The sequence below is a fragment of the Mycobacterium sp. KBS0706 genome (assembly GCF_005938675.2).
In the GTDB taxonomy this organism is placed as follows: Bacteria; Pseudomonadota; Alphaproteobacteria; order DSM-16000; family Inquilinaceae; genus Inquilinus.
This window is the reverse complement of sequence record NZ_VCCH02000035.1, coordinates 41,630-61,304: the sequence shown is the minus strand read 5'-3', so window position 1 is coordinate 61,304 and position 19,675 is coordinate 41,630. Positions and strand designations below refer to the sequence as shown.

The window sequence follows — 19,675 nt, the reverse complement described above, 5'->3', positions numbered from 1 at the left end:
TGTTGTCGCGTTAGACTGAGGGCAGCGAATCCGCAGGAGAGACCCATGGCCGAGGTGGCCGACAACCCGGCGCTGAGCCGCTACGAGATGCTGGTCGACGGCGTCACCGCCTTCGTCGCCTATCGCCGCGACGGCGATGTGATCGAGCTGGTCCACACCGAGGTGCCGCAGGCGCTGTCCGGCCGCGGCGTCGGCACCGCCCTGGCGCGCGGCACGCTGGACCTGATCCGCGCCGCCGGGCTGACCATCCGGCCGCTCTGCCCGTTCATCGCCGCCTTCATCCAGCGCCATCCCGACTACGCGGACCTGGTCGCCGGCGATCGCGGTTGACGCTGTCCGCCGCAGCCCCGCAGATTGCCGGACAAGACTTCGGAAGCAAGAGGCGGTCATGGCGGAGCTGTGCGATCTCGATGCGGTGGAGCTGCGGCGCCTGATCGGGGTGGGGGAGGTCTCGCCGGTCGATCTGGTCGAGAGCTGCATCGCCCGGATCGAGGCCGCCGACCCGGCGGTCAACGCCATCACCGCCAAGGCCTATGACCGGGCCCGGGCCGAGGCGCGGGCAGCGGAGGCGGCGGTGCAGCGCGGCGACGCTCTCGGCCCCCTGCACGGGCTGCCGATCGGAGTGAAAGACCTCAGCGACACCGAGGGGCTGTTGACCGCTTATGGCTCGCCGCTGTTCGCCGACAATGTGCCGGCGGCCGACGAGCGGGTGGTGGCGGTGCTGCGCGACGCCGGCGCCATCGTGCTGGCCAAGACCAACACGCCGGAATTCGGCGCCGGCGCCAACACCCGCAACGAGGTGTTCGGGCCCACGCTCAACCCCTTCGACCATGAGCTGACCTGCGCCGGCTCCTCCGGCGGCTCGGCGGTGGCTCTGGCCTGCGGCATGGTCCCGCTGGCCACCGGCTCCGACCTCGCCGGCAGCCTGCGCACCCCGGCCGCCTATTGCGGCATCGTCGGTTTCCGCCCGACCCCGGGTCTGATCCCGACCGAGACCCGCGGCCATGGCTGGTCGCCGCTGTCGGTCGACGGGCCGATGGCGCGCAATGTGGCCGATGCGGCGCTGCTGCTGTCGGCCATGGTCGGCCATGACCCGCGCGACCCGCTGTCGCTTGGCGTCGAGGGCGAGCCCTTCCGCGCGCTCGACACGGTCGCTCTCGGCAGACTGACCGTCGCCTTCACCGAGGATCTCGGCTTCGCCCCGGTGGACAGCCGCGTCCGCCGCAGCTTCCGCGCCGCCCGCCAGGCGCTGGAGCCGGCGGTGGGCCGCAGCGTCGATTTTTCCGTCGACATGACCGGCGTCGACGAGGCCTTCGCCACGCTGCGCGCCGTCGGCTTCGTCGCCGGCCATCGCGAGAAGGTCGAGGCGACACCGGACAAGGTCGGGCCGAACGTCACCGCCAATGTCGCCGCCGGACTGAAGCTCGGCCTCGCCGACGTCGCCAGCGCGCTGACGGTGCAGACCCGCGTGGTTCGCGACGCCGATGCCTTCCTGGAAGGGGTCGACGTGGTGATCTGCCCGGTCGCCGGCCATCCGCCCTTCCCGTGGAAAGATTGGTACCCAGCGACGATCGACGGTGCCGCCTTGTCCAGCTACTTCCACTGGCTGGCGCTGGCCTACGGCCCGACCATGGCCGGGCTGCCCTCGGTGGCGCTGCCCTTCGGCCGCGACGAGACCGGCCTGCCCTTCGGCCTGCAGATCATCGGCCGCCGCCGCCGCGACCACGCGGTGCTGTCCGCCGCCCGCGCGATCGAGGCCTGGGCCGGGCGGAACGGCTTCGGCCGCGCGGTGCCGAAGGCCGCCTGACGATTTTTCGATCGGGCTTGTCACATCCGTGAAGACCGTCTCGTCTTGATGTCGAAGCCGCCCCGGTGGGTGGGTCCGATTTCAAGATGGGAATGCTTCGACCATGTCCGCTCGTCTCAACTACGCCGCCGCCGCCCCCGGTGCCATCAAGGCCCAGTATGGCGTGCACGTCTATCTCGAGGGCTGCGGCCTGCCGATGACCCTGCAGGAGCTGGTGTTCCTGCGGGTGTCGCAGATCAACGGCTGCGCCTATTGCCTCGACATGCATGCCAAGGCCCTGCGCAAGGACGGCGAGGGCCAGCAGCGGCTGGACGCCGTCGCCGGCTGGCGCGAGGCGCACGGCCTGTTCAGCGCCCGCGAGCGGGCGGCGCTGGCCTGGGCGGAGGCCCTGACCCTGGTGGCCGAAACCCGCCAGGTGGCGGACGCGATCTACGACGAGGTGAAAGCGCAGTTCAGCGACCGCGAGCTTGTCGACCTGACCCTCGCCATCGGCTCGATCAACAGCTGGAACCGCCTGGCCGTGGGCTTCGCCCGGGGGCCGGAGCCGGACGCCGAGAGCGCGAAGGCCGCCGCGGCCTGAGGGAGTTGGAGACGAGCGTTTGCGTTACCTCTCCCGCGTGGCGGGAGGGGTACCTTGCTCTGGCTTTCATCCGAAGAACGGGAGGGCTTCCGACCATGTCCAAGCGACTCGACTGGGCCGCTGCGGCCCCTGGCGCCCGGAAGGCGCAGTACGGCGTGCATCTCTATCTGGAGAGCTGCGGCCTGCCCAAGGCCCTGATGCTGCTGATCGACCTGCGCGTATCGCAGATCAATGGCTGCGCCTTCTGCCTCGACATGCACGCCAAGGGGCTGCGCGAGGTCGGGGAGAGCCAGCAGCGGCTCGACTGCCTCGCCGGCTGGCGTGAGGCGCACGGGCTGTTCAGCGTGCGCGAACAGGCGGCGCTGGCCTGGGCCGAGGCGCTGACCCGCATTGCCGACACGCGGCAGGTGCCGGATGCGATCTATGAGGCGGCGAAGGCGCAGTTCAGCGATCGCGAGCTGACCGACCTGACGCTGGCCGTCTGCTCGATCAACAGCTGGAATCGGCTGGCGGTGGGCTTCGGCAAGGCGCCGGTGCCGGACGTGGAGAGCGAGCGGGCCGCCGCGGCCTGAGGGTTCGAGCCATCTGCAGGGTCCGATGGGCGGCTTCGGCCGCCCGTCGCTTTTTTCACGCCGTGATATCCGGCTTGCCTCGACGCATTTTGCACTGCAGCATCCCGGGTCCGGGACGACAGATCCCGTAGACTGGGAGTGCACCGAGGTGAGCGTTTCCGCCGCGATCCGGCGTATCACGATCCCGCAGCTCCGCGCCCGCAAGGGCCAGGAGCCGATCGTCGTGCTGACCGCCTACACCACGCCGGTGGCCCGGCTGCTGGACCCGCATGTCGACGCGCTGCTGGTCGGCGACAGCCTGGGCATGGTGGTGCACGGGCTGGACAGCACGGTCGGCGTCACGCTCGAGATGATGGCGCTGCACACCGCCGCCGTCCGCCGCGGCTCGGCTCGGGCCGCGATCATCACCGACCTGCCCTTCGGCAGCTACCAGGCCGCGCCAAGAGATGCCTTCGCCGCCTCCGCCCGGCTGATGGCCGAGGGCGCCTCCGCCGTGAAGCTGGAGGGCGGCGAGGAGATGGCGGAGACGGTCGCCTTCCTCACCGCCCGCGGCATCCCGGTGATGGGCCATGTCGGCCTGCTGCCGCAATCGGTCCATGTGCTGGGCGGCTACAACGCCCGCGGCCGGTCGGCGGAGGAGGCGGCGCGGATCCTGACGGCGGCTAAGGCGATGGCGGCGGCCGGCGCCTTCTCGCTGGTGATCGAGGGCACGGTCGAGCCGCTGGCCCGCCGGATCACCGAGGAGGTGCCGATCCCGACCATCGGCATCGGCGCCTCGGTAGCCTGCGACGGCCAGGTGCTGGTGACCGACGACATGCTGGGCCTGACCGGCGCCGCCACGCCGCGCTTCGTCCGCCGCTACGCCGATCTGGAGGCGGTGGTCACCGAGGCGGCGACGGGCTTCGCCGCCGATGTCCGCGCCCGGCGCTTCCCGGGCCCCGAGCATGTCTTCGCCGAGAAGAAACCGTCATGACCGATCCTGCCACCCCGCTGGTCGCCCGCACCGCGGCCGAGCTGCGCACTGCCGTCGCCGGCTGGCGGCGGGCCGGCGACCGCATCGGCCTGGTGCCGACCATGGGCGCGCTGCACCAGGGCCATCTGGAGCTGGCTGCGGCCCTGCGGAAGGCCGGGGCCGGCCGGGTGATGTTCAGCATCTTCGTCAACCCGGCCCAGTTCGGCCCGAAGGAGGATTTCAGCCGCTATCCGCGGCGCGAGGCCGAGGACCTGGCCAAGCTGGCCTCGATCGGCGCCGATCTGGCCTATCTGCCGACGGTTGGGGAGATCTATCCGGAGGGCTTCGCCTTCTCGATCGTGCCCGGCGGCTCGATCGTCGCCGATCTCGAGGCGGCGGTGCGGCCCGGCCATTTCGCCGGGGTGGCGACGGTGGTGGCGAAGCTGCTGATCCAGGCGGCGCCCGACCTCGCCGCCTTCGGCGAGAAGGATTTCCAGCAACTGCTGCTGGTGCGCCGGCTGGTGCGCGACCTGGACCTGCCATGCGAGATCCTGCCGGTGCCGACGGTGCGCGACCGCGACGGCCTGGCCCTGTCCTCGCGCAACGCCTATCTCGGCGAGGCGCAGCTGGCGGTGGCCCGGCGGCTGAACCGGATCATGGCCGAGATCGCCGCCGACCCGTCGCTGCTGGCCGCGGGGCCGGATCGGCTGCGCGACGCCGGCTTCGACGGGGTCGACTATCTGGTGCTGCGCGACGCCGAGACCCTGGCCGAGCCGGCGCCCGGCCGGCCGCGGCGGCTGATCGCCGCGGTCCGGCTCGGCACCACGCGGCTGCTCGACAATCTTCCAGTCCCTTAGGACTGGGCCTTACTGCGCTGCCGGCTGCTGGGTCTGCGTCGGATCCTGCTGGCCGGTCAGCGAGGGGGGCGGGGCCGACAGCCGTTGGCGCTGGATCGGCTCGGCCGGAACCGCCGGCGGCGCCGGCTCGCCCTGCATGATCGGACGGTCGATCGGGATCTCGTTCGAGTCGCCGCAGGCGGCGAGGGTCAGGAGGGACAGGCCGGCGGCGGCCAGGATCAGACGGGTCATGGGCATCCTCGGTCGTTCCATGGGGCGCGCACTCTAGCGATCCGCAGCGGCGGAGGCGAGACGGCACGCTGTCGCGCGATTGCGGCAAAAATCGGCAGGCCGAAACGACGAACGCCGCGGACCATGGCCCGCGGCGTCCGCAAAACCGCAGGAGGGCGGGCGGATCAGGCCGCCGAGTCCATCAGCTTCTTGGTGGTCTCGACCAGGCCCTTCACCGCGGCGACCGACTTGTCGAAGGCGGCCTTCTCGTCGGCGTTGAACTGGACCTCGACGATCCGCTCGACGCCCTCGGCGCCGATCACCACCGGCACGCCGATGTAGAAGCCGCTGACGCCGTACTGACCGGTCAGGTAGGCGGCGCAGGGCAGCACGCGCTTCTTGTCGCGCAGGTAGCTCTCGGCCATGGCGATGGCGGAGGAGGCGGGGGCATAGAAGGCGCTGCCGGTCTTCAAGAGGCCGACGATCTCGGCGCCGCCGTCGCGGGTGCGCTGGATGATCTGGTCCAGCTTCTCCTGCGTGGTCCAGCCCATCTTCACCAGGTCCGGCAGCGGGATGCCGGCGACGGTGGAGTAGCGGGCCAGCGGCACCATGGTGTCGCCATGGCCGCCCAGCACGAAGGCGGTGACGTCCTCGACCGAGACGTTGAACTCCTCGGCCAGGAAATAGCGGAAGCGGGCCGAGTCGAGCACGCCGGCCATGCCGACCACCTTCTCGGGCTTCAGGCCGGAGACCTCGCGCAGCACGCCGACCATGGCGTCCAGCGGGTTGGTGATGCAGATGACGAAGGCGTTCGGGGCGTATTGCTTGATGCCGGCGCCGACCGCCTGCATCACCTTGGTGTTGATGCCGATCAGGTCGTCGCGGCTCATGCCCGGCTTGCGCGGCACGCCGGCGGTGACGATGACGACGTCGGCGCCCTCGATCGCGGAATAGTCGCTGCCGCCCTTGAGCACGGCGTCGAAGCCTTCGACCGTCGACGCCTGGGCGATGTCCAGCGCCTTGCCCTGCGGCACGCCGTCGACCACGTCGAACAGGACGATGTCGCCGAGCTCCTTGAGGCCGGCGAGAAGGGCGAGAGTGCCGCCGATTTGCCCGGCGCCGACGAGGGCGATCTTGTTGCGCGCCATCACATGCCATCCTTTGAGGGGCTGAAGTCGGGCCCTGTCCTAGCGCTATTTCGCGGGTGCGGCAAGAACAGGCCGGCCCGCCGCGGGTTGATCCTGGCGGAGCGGTTGTCATCGGCACGATGAGCCCCAGATCAGGTCCACAACAACGGCAGGTTCCGCGATGCGCATTCTCCTTCCGGCCGTGCTCGCCGTCTTCGCGGTGACCGGCGTTTCCCGCGCCCAGGATGCGCCGCCGGCGCAGCCTCAGACGCCGCCGGCGGAGGCTCCGGCGACCCCGGCCGCGCCCGCAGCCCCGGCGCCCGACCAGCGGCAGGCCTCGGAGACTCCGGCGGTGGTGATCGACGGCGGCGCGGCCGGCACGCTGCTCGGCAAATCGGTGCAGAGCGCCTCGGGCGACGACCTGGGCCGGGTGGTCGACGTGGTCGTCGACCGCGCCGGAATGACCCGGGCCGCCATCGTCGATTTCGGCGGATTCCTCGGCGTCGGCTCGCGCCAGATCGCGGTCGACTGGCGGGTGCTGCATTTCCCGAAGGACGGCAGCATGGACAAGATCGTCACCGACCTGACGGAGGCCCAGCTGCGCGGCGCGCCAGCCTACAAGCCGGGCGAGCCGGTGGTGGTGGTCGGCCGGGCGGACACGGCTCCGGCCCCGGCCGCCCCGGATGCGCCGGGCTCGCCGTCGCCGGCTCCCGCGCCTCAGGCCGCTCCCGCTCCCGCAGCCGCGCCGGACGTCAACGCACCGGCGCCGAAGCCCTAGTCGGGCCGATGGCGGGAAACGACGGTTTCGACCGGAAAGACGCGGCCGCGGTCCCGGCCGAGGCGAGCGTGCCGCAGGCCTCGCGCGGCAGTCGCCGCGGGCTCGATTGGTTCGTGTTCTTCGTCGCCGATGTGCAGACCGGCTTCGGCGCCTTCGTCGCGGTGTTCCTGACGACGCAGCGCTGGACCCAGGTCGATATCGGCCTCGTGCTCACCGTCAGCGGCCTGGTCGGGCTGGTCGGCCAGGTGCCGCTCGGCGCCTTCGTCGATTCGGTCCGGTCGGTGCGGGCGACGGCCGCCGTGGCGCTGGCGGCGATCGGCGTCGCCGCCTTCGCCTTCGCCGCCTGGCCGATCTTTCCAGTGGTGCTGGCCTCGCGCGTGCTGCATGCCGCGGCCAGCTGTATCGTCAGCTTCGCCATCGTCTCGCTCAGCCTCGGCCTGGCCGGCCCGGGCGGGATGAGCGAGCGGCTGGGCCGCAACGCCGCCTTCGCCTCGGCCGGCACCGGCATCGCCGCGGCCATCATGGGCTTGTGCGGTCAGTATTTGTCCACCCAGGCGGTGTTCTTCCTGGCGGCGGCGCTGGTGGCGCCGGCCCTGTTCGCCCTGACCCGGATCCAGCCCGGCGAGATCCGGCCGGCGTCGGCCCCGCCGCGTCGGGAGGGCGAGGGGCTGAAGGCCTCGGTGGCCGGCCTCGCCGTGCTGGCGCGCAATCGCACGCTGCTGGTCTTCGCCGGCTGCATCGCCATGTTCCACCTGGCGAATGCGGCGATGCTGCCGCTCGCCGCCAGCATGGTGACGCTGCGGTCGAGCCAGGCGGCGACGCTGATGGTGGCGGCCGCGGTGATCGTGCCGCAGCTCACCGTCACGGTGCTGTCGCCCTGGATGGGGCGGGCGGCGCAGCGCTGGGGCCGGCGGCCGTTCCTGATCCTCGGCTTCGTGGCGCTGGCGATCCGCGCCTTCCTGTTCTCGCTGACCGGCGACCCGCAGCTGCTGGTGCTGTTCCAGGTGCTGGACGGGATCTCGGCGACGGTGCTCGGCGTGCTGGTGCCGCTGACCATCGCCGACCTCGCCCGCGGCAGCGGCCATTTCAACCTGGCCCAGGGGCTGGTCGGCTGCGCCATGGGCATCGGTGCCGCGGTCAGCACCATCCTCGCCGGCTTCGTGGCCGACAGCTTCGGCAGCTATGCCGCCTTCACCACCCTGGCCGCGGTGGCCGCCGCCGGCTTGGTCTTGATCACGCTGACGATGCCGGAGACGCGGCCGGCCGAGGAGACCTAAAGGTCCGGCGCGAAGCGGGCGCGCAGCTCCTCCGGGATCGGGAAGGACTGGCGCGTCTCCAGGTCGAACATCGCGCTCACCGTCTCCGCCGTCGCGTGGCAGCGGTCGCCGACGAAGAGCGCCTGGGCGTAGGTGAAGGACTTGCCGCCCAGCTTCACCATGCGAGTGCCGATGCGGACGTCGTTCGGCCAGGTCAGCTCGTGTAGGAAGTTCATGGTGATGCGCACCACCACGGCGCCGCGGCTCTTGCCCAGATGGATGCCGGCGTCGCGGAAGAAGTGCAGCCGCGCCGTCTCGAAATAGACGCCGTACGCGTTGTTGTTCACATGGCCCAGCGCGTCGGTGTCGGAGTAGCGCACGCGCTCCTCCGCCCAATGCGGATAGGCGGCGGGATCGGTCGGATCGAAGTCGGTCATGGCGCTCTCCGGTCGGCTTGGTTGCGACATAGCCTCGAATCGGCAGCGGAGGGAAGCCGCGGGTTGTCGCGAGACAAGGTTCCGGTCGCCTGGCCTGGCCGGCGGGCCTACCGTTGCCGGACCAGGGACAGAAGGAGAGCGCCATGAGCGCCGATCATTGGCTGACCACGGCGGCCGAGACCACGGCCCTTTTCCCGGCGCTGCCGGCCGAGCAGTTCCTCTACCGGCTGCAGCACGGCACCATGAAGGTCGGGCTGTACGCCCCGCGCGGCACCGATCCGCAGGGGCCGCACAAGCGCGACGAGCTGTATGTCGTCTGGCGCGGCACCGGCATGTTTTTCCGCGACGGCGAGCGGAAAGCCTTCGGGCCGGGTGACGTGATCTTCGTTCCGGCGCATATGGAGCATCGGTTCGAGGATTTCAGCGATGACTTTGCGACATGGGTGATCTTCTGGGGCCCGGAGGGCGGAGAGAAGAGCTAGAGCCGGCACCGCGCACCGCGCTGCTCTGGGGCGCCGATCTCGGCGCGCCGGCGTCGCCGCGGCAGGAGGCCGAGGCGCTGCGCCTGGCTGCCGATATGGGCGCCGCCGCCGGCCGCTTCGCGCTCGACTGGGCGGCGTTGCAGCCGGAAGGGCGCGGCAAGCTCGACCCCGCGGCGCTGGCTGGGCTCGACCGCCGGGTCGACGCGCTGGGCGAGGCCGGGCTGGCCCCCTGGCCGATGCTGGCGCCGGCCCGGCTGCCGCGCGACATCCGCATCCGCGGCGGCTGGACCGCGCGGGACACGGCTTGGCGCTTCGCCGAATTCGCCTGCCGCGTCGCCGGCCGGATCGGCGACCGCATGGCGGCGCTGACGGTCGATGCCGGCGCCCCCGGCTTCGCCCTTGACCAGGCGGCCTGGCGCGACCGGCCGATCGGCATGGCCGAGGACACGGCGTTCCGCGCGATCCTGCACCATCTGCTGCTCGGCCGCGGCCTGGCGCTGTCGGCGCTGCGGCAGGAGAGCGGCCGCTGGCGCCTGGGCGCCGCTCTGGCCGGGCCGCCGCCCGAGCCCTGGGACGACACGCTGGCCTCGTCCGACGCCGTGGTCATCGCCGAGGCGCTGGGGTGGGAGGCGTCGGTCACCACCCTGCGCGATGGCCGGTACCCCGAACTGGCGGCCGAGCGCCTGGGCCGGGTGGTCGAGGAGGACGACGAGAAGCGTTGCCGCGGCCCGGTCGACCTGCTGCTGCTCGACCATGCCGGGCCGCTCTGGGCCCGGATGGACGCCGCCGCCCCGAGCGGGGTCGATCTGGCCGGCCGGCCGCGCGGCGGCACCGTGCCGGAGAGCGCCGGCCCCGATTCGCTGCGCCGGGCGCTCGACCGCCTGGCCGCGGCTTGGCCGAAGCTGCCGCTCCATCTGACGCTGCGGGTCGCGGCCGAGGATCCGCCGCTGCGCGAGGGCCGGATCGAGGATGGCGCCCGGATCGAGCGGCTGGAGATGCAGCTGGAAGCCGCCGAGGCCGCCTGGGAAGCGGGCGTGCCGCTTGCGGCGGTGTTCCTTGGCCCGGTGCTGGACGACGGGTTCGCGCCGCCCGCCGGTCTGGCCGCCTGGGACAGGCGCGCCGACGCGCCGCTGCCGAAGGACAGCTGGCGCCGGCTGCAGTCCCGGATCCGGGGGTAGGGGCTACAGCACGAAGTCGGCGGCGACCAGGCCGATGGCGCCGGTGAGCTGGATGTGGAAGTCCGAGACCTTGTCGCCGTTGATGTCGCCGGCGATGGTGGTGGTGGTGCCGTCGGAAGCATAGCGCAGCTGGCCGGCGATGCCGGAATAGAGGGCGTTGCCGATGAAGCTGAAGCCCTGGTTGCCGGCAACGCCGGTGTTGGCGTCGATCGCCGACAGGTCGACCCGGTCGCCCTGGGCATGGCTGAAATCGGTGATCCGGTCGGCCGCGCCCACGGTGCTGTGCGAGGCGGCGGTGAAGGCGAAGCGGTCGGCGCCACCGCCGCCGCGCAGCACGTCCTGGCCGGCCCAGCCGTTCAGCGCATTGGTCCCGGCGTTGCCGGTGATCTGGTCGGCCGCGGTCGAACCGTTGACGTTCTCGATCGAGACAAAGGTGTCGCCCCGGGCGTCGCCGCCAGTGCCGGTGCCGGTCGCGAGATTGACCGTCACCCCGGCCGTGCCGGTGTAATAGCTGGCGGTGTCGCTGCCGGCGCCGCCGTCGAGGCGGTCGGCGCCGGCGCCGCCGCGGAGCACATCGTCGCCGCCCCAGCCGGACAGGGTGTTGGCGCCGGCATTGCCGCTGAGGCTGTCGTTGCCCTGGCTGCCGAACAGGTTCTCGATCGAGACCAGCACATCGCCCTCGGCGTTGCCGCCCGATGCGGCGCCCGTGGACAGGTTGATGACGACGCCGACATTGCCTTCGTCGTATTTGGCGGTATCGCTGCCGGCACCGCCGTCCAGCCGGTTGCCGCCGCCGGCCCCGCGCACGACATCGTCGCCGCCATTGCCGTAGAGCACATTGACCCCGGCATTGCCGACCAGGGTCTCGTAGTCGTGGTTGCTGCCGCGCTCCATTCCTGTTGGGACCGGCCTCCGGCTGGGTGTCAGCATGGCCGGCACCGCCAATGGGCAACAGCGTCTCACGAAAGCCCCGGCAACGGTGGGTCGGAGATGAAAGCTCGAGAAAAATCTGGCGGCCCGACCAAAGCGGCCAGTGCCAAGTCCCTGCAAAATCTGGATTCGACCGATGAAACCTCTGCTCCGTAGCGGCAGACTATGACATCCGTGTGTTCGTCGCCCGCATGCCCGGCCCTTCTGCTGCGGCGGAACCGGACGGGCTGTGCTGCGTTGATTCGTCACGCCGCGGGGGGACGCCGCGACGCCGTCGCGGCGCCAGCCCGCGGGCTGATGGAGTGTCAGGTCATGTCTCGGACCCGTCTGCGCCGGCTGGTTCTGGCCGGCGCCCTGGCCGCAGCCGCGGTCGGTCTCGGCGGCTGCTACGCCTACCCGGTGGGCTATGCCGGCTACAGCACCTACGGCTATGACGACTACGCCTATGCCCCGGCGCCGACCTACAGCTACCCGAGGTACTACACCTATCCTCAAGCCTACAGCTATCCCCGCTACTACAACTATCCGACGTCGTACGGCTATCCCCGCTATTACGGCTATCGCGGCGGGTACGGCTATCCGCGCTACGGCTATGGCGGCGGGTATGGCTATCCGCGCTACGGCTATCGCGGCGGTTACGGCTATTACGGCGACGACCGGGGCAACCGGCGGTAACCGGCCGGCCCGTCGTTGCTTGTCCAGCCGCGGGCTGCGGCAAGGCCGCCCGCGGCCTGAAGGAGTGTCAGCTCATGTCCCCGACCGGTCTGCGTCGGTTGTTCCTGATCGGTGCCCTGGCGGCCGCGGCCGGCCTGGGCGCCTGCGTCGCCTATCCGGGAGACTACGGATACGGTAGCAGCTACGCCTATAACGACTATGGCTACGGTTACGGCTACCGCACCTCCCGGCCGAGCTACAGCTATCCCGGTGGCTACTACTCGCGGGGCTACAGTTATCCGCGGTACTACAGCAGCCCTCGCGCCTACAGCTATCCGCGGTACTACAGCAGCCGCCGCGCCTATAGCGGCCGCAGCTACTACGACAACGACCGGCAATCCTACCGGCGCGGCTACGGCGATCGCCGCCGGTACGATGGCGACAACCGTCGGTATGTCCGCCGTTACGATGGTGACAACCGCCGGTACGATCGCGGTTCGTCCCGGGGCGCTTCGCGAAATCCTTACTACTACTATCGGCCGGGACACGAGAACGACCGCTGAGACCGTCTGTAAATGCTACTGGCGCGGCCGTCTGACGGCGGACTCGAAGCTTCCGGTGCTCACGGACTCAAACGTCCGCTGCGCGCCGGTTCTCGAATCCACCACCAGCCGACTCACGCCAGCGCATTTCCAAGCGGTCTCTGACGGGCCGTCAGGCGATCCAGCCCAGCGCCACCGCGCCCAGCAGCAGCGCCCCGAAGATGATCCGGTAGATCGCGAAGGCGGTGAAGCGGTGGGTCTGGATGTAGCCCAGCAGCCACTTCACCGCGATGAAGGCGGTGACGGTCGAGACCACGAAGGCCACGCCCAGCGCGCCCCAATCCTCATGCGCGCCGCCCTCCTTGAGCTGCCCGTACAGCTCATAGGCGCTGGCGGCATACATCGTCGGGATGCCGACCAGGAAGGCGAATTCGGTCGCCGCGGCCCGGTTGCTGGCACCGACCAGCATGGCGGCGAAGATGGTGGCGGCCGAGCGCGAGGTGCCCGGGAATACGCCGGCCACGATCTGGGCCAGGCCGACCACGATGGCGACCAGCCAGGTGATCTTGTGGCTGTCGGGCAGCTGCGCCGCCTGCCGCTCGGCCCAGATCATCCAGAAACCGCCGACGACAAGCGCGATCGCGATCGGCAGGATGTTCTCAGGCAGGTTGAAGCCGAGTTTCTTGACGACCAGACCCAACACGGCCGTGATGGCGAAGGCGAGCAGCAGCCGGATCGCATAATGCCGGTTCTCCGGCCGGCGCCAGCCCAGCACCAGGTCGAGAATCCGGCGCCAGTAGATGATGGTGACGGCCAGGATGGCGCCGGCCTGGATGACGATGTTGAAGGTGTCCGAGCGTGCGCCCAGCCAGTGTTCGGCGATGATCAGGTGGCCGGTCGAGGAGATCGGCAGGAATTCGGTGATGCCTTCGATCACCCCGAGGATGATCGCGCTCAGATAGTCCAAGACAGTGCTCCGGGGTGAAACGAGGCCGCCTCGCTTGTGAACGAAGCCGGCGGTTTTGGAAAGCCCCGCCGGGGCGGCGGGGGCGATCCTGACGAGAATTAACCCGGAGGAGGGGACGGATCAGTCTTCGGCCGCGACGGCCACGATGTCCGCGTCCCGGCCGGCGCGGTAATCGGCGAAGGTGAAGCGCACCGGCACGGTCGGCGACAATTCGCCGCCAGCCACGCCGTACAGGTAGTTCAGCCAGAAGCAGTTGCCGATCTGCGCCAGCCCGCAGCCTTGGCCCCAATCGTGGAAGGCGGTGGCGTAGCGGATGGAGAGGCCCGAATGCGGCAGGGTCAGCCGTCCGCCCTCGCCCCAGAAGGCGGTGAAATCGCCGACCGGCCGGCCGACGATCTCGACCCGGCCGCCGCCGAAATGCTTCAGCCGGGCCAGCGTGGAGATCGCGGCGGAGAAGGTGTCGGGGCCGGTCAGCACGCGGATCCGGGCGTCCGGCGCCAGGACGTCCGGCAGCCGGCGGGCGAAGGCGGCGGTCAGCATGTAGTCGCCGCCGGTGTTGGCGCGCAGGTCGACGATTACGGTCTTCGGCCGGCGCTCCGCCGCCTCCGCCAGCACCCGGTCGAGGAACGCCTCCAGGCTGTCGTCGGGCACGTCGCGGATGCGTCGCAGCTCGACGAACAGCGTGTCCGGCGACGGATAATCGTGCCAATAGGCGCGGTCGCCATGCTGCAGATACAGCGGCAGCGCATCCACCCCCGACAGGACATGCCGCCAGGGGCCGTCATCCGCCGGCAGTGCGGCCGGCAGCAGGTCGGAGGCCGGCCAGCGCACCTCGCCCTCCGCCCGGATCGCCGGCCGCGGATCGGCCTCGATCCGCCGCTCGATGCGCCGGCCGTCCGGCAGGTCGAAGGCGAGGGTGGCGGCATCGGCCGCGGGCAGCAGCCCGAGGGCGTGCAGCGCGGCGGGGGAGGACAGGAGGCTGACCGACAGCAGCCGGGCCCGGACGTCGTTGCCGCCGATGCAGGGGCGCAGCGCGCCGGCCAGGCCTTCGGGCGCGCGGCCGCCCAGCGCGGCCACACGCGCGCCCAGAAGGTCGGCCAGCGCCTCGCGGGCGGAGACGACGTAGAGGCCGTCGTCGAACCAGACCAGCCGCAGCGGCAGCGTGTTCAGCGAGCGGCCCATGGCGGCGCCGCGGACATAGGTGTGGCCGTTGCCGGCCAGCGCCACGGCGCAGGTGATCGCCGTCTCGAAGCGGGCTCGGTCCATGCCGGCGGGCCCGGCCGCCGCCACCTCCGCCAGCAGCCCCTCGATCCGCAGGTCGAACCGTTCGCGGGCGCCGTCCGAGAAGCTGCGGTCGACCTCCGGCAGCTTGCGCAGCAGCTCCAGGTCCTGGCGGTCGGCCTCGGCCTGGTTGCGCGGCGGTGCAGCCTCCAGCACCGGGACGGGCGGGTAATTGGGCCGCACCACGGCGACATAGGCGGCGGCCGGCACGGCCAGCAAGGCGGCGGCGATCCCGGCCGCAAATTTCCAGCGCTTCTTCATGGGCGTCCCCCGACGCAACGCCGCCCGGATCGGGCGGCGGTCAGGAGCCTTGCAACAGGTGTGCCAGGGCGGCGCGGCCGGTTCACACTACGGCATTCACACATGCCTTTTGAGTCCCCCCTCCCCTCGCGTGAGGGGGGCAGGGGGAGGGGGCTGCGCGCGTCGGCGCGCGTATGGGTAGAGAGCCGAACTCGCCATCGGTGCCGGTTTGCGACGGCCTGGGCCGGATCAAGCCGAGAGAACCCCCTCCCCCTACCCCCCTCCCGCGAGGGGAGGGGGAACTAAAGGAGATCGAGCCGGATGATGTGCGACGCCGGCCGCTCAAGCCGCGCAGCCGGGGCGAAAAATTCGCCGAAGTGAGGCGAGGTTTCCTACTCCGCTGGCGACGAGCCCTCGCTGCGATGGACCAGCAGCTGGCGCTCCAGCTCCTTGGTGGTGCGGCTGGCCGGCGAGGTGAAGCGGGCCAGGGCCCGGTACAGCACCGGCACCAGGTACAGCGACAAGAGGGTCGAGACCATGACGCCGCCGAAGATGACGACGCCGATCGCCTGGCGCGATTCGGCGCCGGCGCCGGTGGCGATCGCCAGCGGCAGGGCGCCCAGCGCGGTGGCGATCGAGGTCATCAGGATCGGCCGCAGGCGGGTCGCCGCGGCCTCGTGCACCGCCTGCAGCACGTCCAGCCCCTCGTCGCGCAGCTGGTTGGCGAATTCGACGATCAGGATCGCGTTCTTCGCCGTCAGCCCGATCAGCATGACCATGCCGATCTGGGTGTAGATGTTCACGGTCATGCCGAGCAGCGCGACGGAGCCGAGCGCGCCGAAGATCGCCAGCGGCACGGTCAAGAGGATCGTGACCGGGTGGACGAAGCTTTCGAACTGCGCCGCCAGCACCAGGAACACGATCAGGAGGGCGGTGCCGAAGGTGATGTAGAGCGAGGCGCTGCTCTCCAGGAATTCGCGGGTGTCGCCGTCCCAGGACAGGCGGGCCTCGGTCGGCAGCGCCTCGGTGACGGCGGCGCGGATCTCGTCCACCGCGTCGCCCAGCGTGGCGCCGTCGGCCAGGCTGGCGGTGAAGGTGATGGCGCGGACCCGGTCGAAGCGGCCCAGGCTGGCCGGCCCGGCGACGTCCTGCAGCTTCACCAGGCTGGTCAGCGGCACCAGCGTGCCGCCGGATGCGCGGACGAAGATGTTGGACAGGTCGCGCGGCGTCTGCCGGTCCTCGGCCCGGGCCTGCAGCACCACGTCGTATTCCTCGCCGTCATCCTCGTAGCGGGTGACGGCGACCGACCCGAACATGGTCTCCAGCGTCTCGCCGATGGCGCGGATCGAGATGCCGAGATCGGCGGCGCGGTTGCGGTCGATGGCGACGCGCAGCTCCGGCTTGGTCTCGTCGTAATCGGCCTGCAGGTTGCGCAGCACCTGCGAGCCGCGCAGCCGGTCCTCAAGCCTGTCGCGCCATGAGATCAGCTCTTCATAGGTGTTGCCGCCGATGACGAAGCGCACCGGGGCGCCGGAGCCGCGGGAAAGGCCGCTGGGGTTGATGGCGACGGCGCGGATGCCGGGGATGCCGGCCAGCTTGGCCGCCAGCTCGCGTACCACCTGCTGCTGCGTCCGGCTGCGCTCGTCCCAGGGCTTCATCTGGCCGACCACGGTCAGCCGGTTGACGCCGGTCGGGCCCCAGGACGGCGCCAGGATGGCCAGCAGGCGGGTGACGTCCTGCGCCTCGACATAGGGTGTCAGCGCGGCCTCGATCCGGACCAGCTGGGCGCCGGTATAGTCCAGGCTCGAGCCCTCCGGCCCGGTGGCGCTGATCACCACCCGGCCGCGATCTTCGGTCGGCACGAATTCCTGCGGCAGGCTCTGCAGCAGCGCCACGGCGCCGAGGCTGAGTGCCACGGCGATGGCGCAGACCAGGAGGGGCGCGGCGAGGGCGAAGCCGAGCGTCGCCTTGTAGCCGCGGTTCAAGAGCTCGAAGCCGTGCTCGGTCGCCTTGTGCAGCCAGGTCTCCTCATTGGCCGGGCGCAGCAGCCGGCTGCACATCGCCGGGGTCAGGGTCAAGGCGATCAGCGCCGAGAACAGCACGGAGGAGGCGACGGTGATGCCGAATTCGCTGAACAGCCGGCCGACATTGCCCTGCAGGAAGGAGATCGGCACGAACACCGCGGTCAGCACCGCGGTGGTGGCGACCACGGCGAAGCCGATCTGGCGCGAGCCGAGATAGGCGGCGACCAGCGGCGGCTCGCCATGCTCGATCCGGCGGCTGATGTTCTCCAGCACGATGATGGCGTCGTCGACCACCAGGCCGATGGCCAGCACCATGGCCAAGAGGGTCAGGACGTTGATTGAATAGCCCAGCGCCGCCAGCACGATGAAGGAGGCGGTGATCGACACCGGCACGGCGACCGCCGGGATCAACGTGGCGCGGATGCTGCGCAGGAAGATGAAGACGATGCCGATCACCAGCGCCAGCGCGATCGCCAGGGCCAGGAACACCTCCTCGATCGACTTGTCGATGAACACGCTGTCGTCGGAGGAGATCTCGATCCGCACATCCGGCGGCAGCGACTGGCGCAGCGCGTCCATGGCGTGGCGCACGCCCTCGGCCACGTCCAGCGTGTTGGCGGTCGACTGCTTGACCACGCCGATGCCGACGGCGGGCTTGCCGTTGGCGCGGAAGCCGCTGCGGTCGTCGCGTGCGCCGACCTCGACCCGGGCCACGTCGCCCAGCCGCACCAGCGTCTCGCCCTCGCGGCGCAGCACGATGCGGGCGAACTCCTCCGGCGTCGACAGCCGGGTGTTGGTGCGCACCGTCAGCTCGCGGTCGTTCGATTCGACCCGGCCGGACGGCAGCTCGACATTCTGCGCCTCGAGCGCGTCCTTGACGTCCTGCGCCGTGACCAGCCGCGCCGCCATGGCGTTGCGGTCGAGCCAGACCCGCATCGACGGCTGGCGCTCGCCGCCGATCGTCACCTGGGCGACGCCGTCGACGGCCGAGAGCGGGTCGACGACATAGCGCTTGGCCATGTCGCTCAGCTCGATCGCCGAGCGGCCGTCGCTGGTCAGGGTGGCGTAGATGATCGGGCTGGCATCGGCGTCGACCTTGCGGATGATCGGGGTGTCGGCATTGTCCGGCAGCCTGGCGATCACCCGGCCGACCGAATCGCGGACGTCGTTGGTCGCGCTCTCGACATCGCGCTCGATGTCGAATTCCAGCCGGACGCTGGAGCGCCCCTCCTGGCTGGTCGAGCGCATGGTGCGGATGCCGGCGACGCCGGCCACGCCCTCCTCGATCACCTGCGTGATCTGACTCTCGATCACCTGGGCCGAGGCGCCCTCATAGGTGGTGCTGATCGACACCACCGGCGGGTCGATGTTGGGATATTCGCGGACGGTCAGCCGCTGGAAGGCGAAGACGCCCAGCACCACCAGCAGCAGGCTGACGACGATGGCGAAGACCGGGCGCTTGATGGCGGTGTCGGACAGGACCATGTCAAGTCGCCGGCGCCGTGCCGGCCCCCTGCACCTGGACCGGCACGCCGTCGCGCAGCCGCTGCGTGCCCTCGACCACCACCGCATCCCCGGCGGCCAGGCCGGACCGGATCTGCACCTGGCCGCGCAGCCGGGTGCCCAGCGTCACTTCGCGCCGCACCGCCTTTCCGTCGACGACCAGATAGACGAACTGGCGGGTGCCCTGCGGCACCAGCGCCTGCTCCGGCACCAGCAGGGCGGAGGGGTCGGTCGACAGCTGCACCCGCACGGTCAGGAACATGCCGGGGCGCAGCAGCCCGTCGCGGTTGTCGATCTCCGCCACCGTGGTGACCGACCGGGTGGCCGGGTCGATGCGGGTGTCGACCGAGGTCACGGTGGCGGTGAAGGCGCGGTCGGGATAGGCGTCGCTGTGGACCTCGAGGGTCAGGCCCGGGGCCAGGCGCGACAGCAGCATCTCCGGCAGGTTGAAGTCGACCTTGACCCGGCTGAGGTCGTCCAGCGTGACGATCGCGGTGCCGGGCGACACCAGAGCGCCCTGGCTGACCTTGCGGATGCCCAGCGTGCCGGCGAAGGGGGCGGTGATCACCCGCTCCGCCAGCCGCGCCTTCTGCGCCGCCACCGCCGCGGTCTTGACCTCGAGATCGGCGCGCAGCGTGTCGACCTGGGCCTGCGCGACGTTGCGCGACCGCGACAGGGTCTCGGCCCGGTCGAGCGACACGCGGGCGTTGCGCAGCTCGGCCTCGGCCGAGGCGACGGTGGCCACCAGCTCGTCGCTGTCCAGCCGGATGATCGGGGCGCCGGCCGGGACGACCTGGCCGTCCTCGAACTCGATCCGGTCGACGATGCCGGTGGTCTTGGCGGTGATGGTGACCGCCTCGTTCGCCCGGGTGGTGCCGACGGCGTCCATCGCCTCGGTGACCGTGCCGGTGTGCACCGGGGCCAGCAGCACCGGGACCGCGATCGGGCCGCCATGCGGCGCCATCGCGCCGTCGGCCCGGAACGGCGCATAGCGCCACACCCCCGCCGCCGCAGCGGCGAGCAGGCCGATGACCACAAACTGTTTCCACGCGCGCATGCGTCCGCGAAGCCCCCTTCCGTACGCGCACCCGTTCTCACGGGCGCATTGTAGTACCAACCGCCCGTTTCTTCTTTGTTAAAGCCGGCTGTACCTCCACGGCACAGCGTGGAGATTCCGTCGCAGCGACGCCGATCTCGGGAACCCGCCAAAGAATCCGGTGTTTATGGCGATGATATGACGAGTCCACGCTGCGTCCAGCAGCGACACTGGAAGGGACCCGGAGGAACGGCCCGCTCTC

General features: G+C 70.9%; 20 protein-coding genes. 12 read left to right on the top strand and 8 right to left on the bottom strand.

Features of this window, described 5'->3' with window-relative positions; all coding sequences use genetic code 11:
• Nucleotides 1-45 precede the first annotated feature (45 nt).
• The 6 genes from FFK22_RS19870 (at nucleotide 46) to panC (ending at nucleotide 4,768) form a co-directional block, all read left to right on the top strand.
• Nucleotides 46-330, top strand: coding sequence for a GNAT family N-acetyltransferase (locus FFK22_RS19870; RefSeq protein ID WP_138889551.1), 285 nt, complete (start codon nucleotides 46-48; stop codon nucleotides 328-330).
• Between the two features lie 58 nt (nucleotides 331-388).
• Nucleotides 389-1,807 carry an amidase gene (locus FFK22_RS19865; RefSeq protein WP_138889552.1) on the top strand — a complete coding sequence of 473 codons (1,419 nt, stop codon included), beginning with the start codon at nucleotides 389-391 and terminating at the stop codon, nucleotides 1,805-1,807.
• Nucleotides 1,808-1,910: 103 nt separating this feature from the next.
• Nucleotides 1,911-2,387: a carboxymuconolactone decarboxylase family protein gene (locus tag FFK22_RS19860; protein WP_138889553.1), complete on the top strand. Its 477-nt coding sequence runs from the start codon at nucleotides 1,911-1,913 to the stop codon at nucleotides 2,385-2,387.
• Between the two features lie 95 nt (nucleotides 2,388-2,482).
• A complete protein-coding gene (locus FFK22_RS19855) occupies nucleotides 2,483-2,959 on the top strand; it encodes a carboxymuconolactone decarboxylase family protein (protein WP_138889554.1) in 477 nt (158 codons plus the stop codon).
• Nucleotides 2,960-3,107: 148 nt separating this feature from the next.
• The gene (gene panB, locus FFK22_RS19850; protein WP_306770137.1) at nucleotides 3,108-3,932 is read left to right on the top strand and encodes a 3-methyl-2-oxobutanoate hydroxymethyltransferase; all 825 of its coding nucleotides are present in this window, start codon (nucleotides 3,108-3,110) and stop codon (nucleotides 3,930-3,932) included.
• Complete coding sequence (gene panC, locus FFK22_RS19845) at nucleotides 3,929-4,768, top strand: pantoate--beta-alanine ligase (RefSeq protein WP_138889556.1); 840 nt, start codon at nucleotides 3,929-3,931, stop codon at nucleotides 4,766-4,768. The genes panB and panC overlap by 4 nt, the downstream gene beginning before the upstream one ends.
• A gap of 9 nt (nucleotides 4,769-4,777) precedes the next feature.
• Here the strand turns inward: panC and FFK22_RS19840 are convergent, their stop codons facing one another.
• Nucleotides 4,778-4,999, bottom strand: a complete 222-nt coding sequence (locus tag FFK22_RS19840) for an alpha-fetoprotein enhancer-binding protein (RefSeq protein WP_138889557.1) — start codon at nucleotides 4,997-4,999, stop codon at nucleotides 4,778-4,780.
• 164 nt (nucleotides 5,000-5,163) lie between these two features.
• Nucleotides 5,164-6,126 (bottom strand): malate dehydrogenase, encoded by a 963-nt coding sequence (gene mdh / locus FFK22_RS19835; RefSeq protein ID WP_138889558.1) that lies wholly within the window; start codon nucleotides 6,124-6,126, stop codon nucleotides 5,164-5,166.
• A 160-nt stretch (nucleotides 6,127-6,286) separates the two neighbouring features.
• On the opposite strand from mdh, the gene FFK22_RS19830 reads away from it, so the two are divergent.
• Nucleotides 6,287-6,883, top strand: a complete 597-nt coding sequence (locus FFK22_RS19830; RefSeq protein ID WP_138889559.1) for a PRC-barrel domain-containing protein — start codon at nucleotides 6,287-6,289, stop codon at nucleotides 6,881-6,883.
• 8 nt (nucleotides 6,884-6,891) lie between these two features.
• Nucleotides 6,892-8,160, top strand: coding sequence for an MFS transporter (locus FFK22_RS19825; RefSeq protein WP_138889560.1), 1,269 nt, complete (start codon nucleotides 6,892-6,894; stop codon nucleotides 8,158-8,160).
• On the opposite strand, the gene FFK22_RS19820 is transcribed toward FFK22_RS19825, so the two are convergent.
• Entirely contained in the window at nucleotides 8,157-8,576 is a 420-nt protein-coding gene (locus FFK22_RS19820; protein ID WP_186002553.1) for a thioesterase family protein, read from the bottom strand. The genes FFK22_RS19825 and FFK22_RS19820 overlap by 4 nt on opposite strands.
• A 143-nt stretch (nucleotides 8,577-8,719) precedes the next feature.
• On the opposite strand from FFK22_RS19820, the gene FFK22_RS19815 reads away from it, so the two are divergent.
• Both FFK22_RS19815 and FFK22_RS19810 read left to right on the top strand, forming a co-directional pair.
• Entirely contained in the window at nucleotides 8,720-9,058 is a 339-nt protein-coding gene (locus FFK22_RS19815) for a cupin domain-containing protein (RefSeq protein WP_138889562.1), read from the top strand.
• Nucleotides 9,016-10,236, top strand: coding sequence for a family 1 glycosylhydrolase (locus FFK22_RS19810; RefSeq protein ID WP_138889563.1), 1,221 nt, complete (start codon nucleotides 9,016-9,018; stop codon nucleotides 10,234-10,236). The genes FFK22_RS19815 and FFK22_RS19810 overlap by 43 nt, the downstream gene beginning before the upstream one ends.
• A 3-nt stretch (nucleotides 10,237-10,239) precedes the next feature.
• On the opposite strand, the gene FFK22_RS19805 is transcribed toward FFK22_RS19810, so the two are convergent.
• The gene (locus tag FFK22_RS19805) at nucleotides 10,240-11,166 is read right to left on the bottom strand and encodes a calcium-binding protein (RefSeq protein WP_138889564.1); all 927 of its coding nucleotides are present in this window, start codon (nucleotides 11,164-11,166) and stop codon (nucleotides 10,240-10,242) included.
• A 312-nt stretch (nucleotides 11,167-11,478) separates the two neighbouring features.
• Here FFK22_RS19805 and FFK22_RS19800 point away from each other — a divergent pair, with 312 nt between their 5' ends.
• Together FFK22_RS19800 and FFK22_RS19795 are read left to right on the top strand one after the other, a co-directional pair.
• A complete protein-coding gene (locus tag FFK22_RS19800; protein WP_138889565.1) occupies nucleotides 11,479-11,841 on the top strand; it encodes a hypothetical protein in 363 nt (120 codons plus the stop codon).
• A 74-nt stretch (nucleotides 11,842-11,915) separates the two neighbouring features.
• On the top strand, nucleotides 11,916-12,383 hold the full coding sequence (locus FFK22_RS19795) for a hypothetical protein (RefSeq protein WP_138889566.1): 468 nt from the start codon (nucleotides 11,916-11,918) through the stop codon (nucleotides 12,381-12,383).
• Nucleotides 12,384-12,534: 151 nt separating this feature from the next.
• On the opposite strand, the gene FFK22_RS19790 is transcribed toward FFK22_RS19795, so the two are convergent.
• The 4 genes from FFK22_RS19790 to FFK22_RS19775 all read right to left on the bottom strand — a co-directional run bounded on the left by FFK22_RS19790 (nucleotide 12,535) and on the right by FFK22_RS19775 (nucleotide 19,413).
• Nucleotides 12,535-13,329: an undecaprenyl-diphosphate phosphatase gene (locus FFK22_RS19790; protein ID WP_138889567.1), complete on the bottom strand. Its 795-nt coding sequence runs from the start codon at nucleotides 13,327-13,329 to the stop codon at nucleotides 12,535-12,537.
• A gap of 120 nt (nucleotides 13,330-13,449) precedes the next feature.
• A complete protein-coding gene (locus tag FFK22_RS19785) occupies nucleotides 13,450-14,871 on the bottom strand; it encodes a hypothetical protein (protein WP_138889568.1) in 1,422 nt (473 codons plus the stop codon).
• Nucleotides 14,872-15,242: 371 nt separating this feature from the next.
• Nucleotides 15,243-18,359, bottom strand: coding sequence for an efflux RND transporter permease subunit (locus tag FFK22_RS19780; RefSeq protein ID WP_138889569.1), 3,117 nt, complete (start codon nucleotides 18,357-18,359; stop codon nucleotides 15,243-15,245).
• A 1-nt stretch (nucleotide 18,360) separates the two neighbouring features.
• Nucleotides 18,361-19,413 carry an efflux RND transporter periplasmic adaptor subunit gene (locus FFK22_RS19775; RefSeq protein WP_186002552.1) on the bottom strand — a complete coding sequence of 351 codons (1,053 nt, stop codon included), beginning with the start codon at nucleotides 19,411-19,413 and terminating at the stop codon, nucleotides 18,361-18,363.
• Between the last annotated feature and the right edge of the window lie 262 nt (nucleotides 19,414-19,675).